Annotated in this window: 1 protein-coding gene; it reads right to left on the bottom strand. The window is 47.3% G+C overall.

Annotated elements, in window-relative coordinates; translation table 11 throughout:
• Positions 1 to 115: 115 nt before the first annotated feature.
• Complete coding sequence (locus FAZ14_RS20175; protein WP_038924927.1) at positions 116 to 907, bottom strand: endonuclease/exonuclease/phosphatase family protein; 792 nt, start codon at positions 905 to 907, stop codon at positions 116 to 118.
• Between the last annotated feature and the right edge of the window lie 275 nt (positions 908 to 1,182).

Here is a 1,182-nt window from a genome sequence, read left to right as displayed (position 1 = left end):
AAGAGAAGTGAGGCAAAAAAAGCCCAAATACCCTTTTAAAAACAATGCCAGTCACCTTAAGTGACTGGCATTAGCCACTTAGGCGGTTTTTTTATTGGTAGTGATATAGCAGATCTCACTCAATACCAAACTCGACCAGTAAGGGGTTGTGATCAGAAGCATCTGTAACCAGTACCGATGAATCAGTTACCGCCAGTTCCCGATAAAAAACGAAATCCAGTGGTCTGCCAAACGCCCTGCGCCGCTGATCATTGGAAAACGACACTTCACAAAGCCCCATCCGATGAGCAAACCGATAAAGTGCGCTCACCCTAGGCTGACTCCATGCATTAAAATCCCCCGCCATAATCACTGGCCCAGAGTGACGTTTCAATTGCTCACCGATGGTCTCAAGCTGATTGGTATAGGCCTCTACTCCCAGACTGAAATTGACCGCATGGATATTAATGACCATTAACAACCGCCCATCACTCAACGAATATACAGTGATCAATGCTGATTTAGCCAGACGAATTAACGGCTCTCGTTCACGCAGAGGAAAGCAATACATAGGCAGAGCTGAAGATAACGTCATTACACCTGAAGGATGGGGGGGAAGTACAAAAGCGGGTACCTGTTCTGCAGAAAGATAGTGTGTTGTGGCAAAACGGATCAGTTCGGGAGATGATTGCGCTTCCTGCAATAACATGAGCTGTGTGCGTTGACCAAAGTGCTTCAAGACGGACAACCAATTCGTACGTTGTTGTTTAAAAATATTCCATACCATTATCCGTAGGGGATCCTCCGTTACCATCAGAGGTCCTGAGGATGCCGGCTGCTGTTTTAAATAATGCATCGCCGAAGGCTGAAAGATACGCTCTACCGGTTGCCCGGCAACGTACCTCATCGCATAGGTTTTCTTGTGCACTTTATTCCTGCTATACCCGTGTACTGTTAATCGTTATAGGGTTTTTACCTTCACGTTTCAATGGGTATAAGCAGTCAGATGCGAAATTCGACACAGTAAGCCAGATAATGCGGGCGGAAAGGAACGCCGTTCTCTTTGTCGACAAGAGTGTTTTAGAAAAGTAAAAAGCCCTGAGCTTATGCTCAGGGCTTCTATAAGTTGGCGGTGCGGACGGGACTCGAACCCGCGACCCCCGGCGTGACAGGCCGGTATTCTAACCGACTGAACTACCGCAC

This window comes from Dickeya oryzae (genome assembly GCF_009372235.1).
Lineage (GTDB): Bacteria > Pseudomonadota > Gammaproteobacteria > Enterobacterales > Enterobacteriaceae > Dickeya > Dickeya oryzae.
This window is presented reverse-complemented; position numbering and strand designations above follow the sequence as displayed.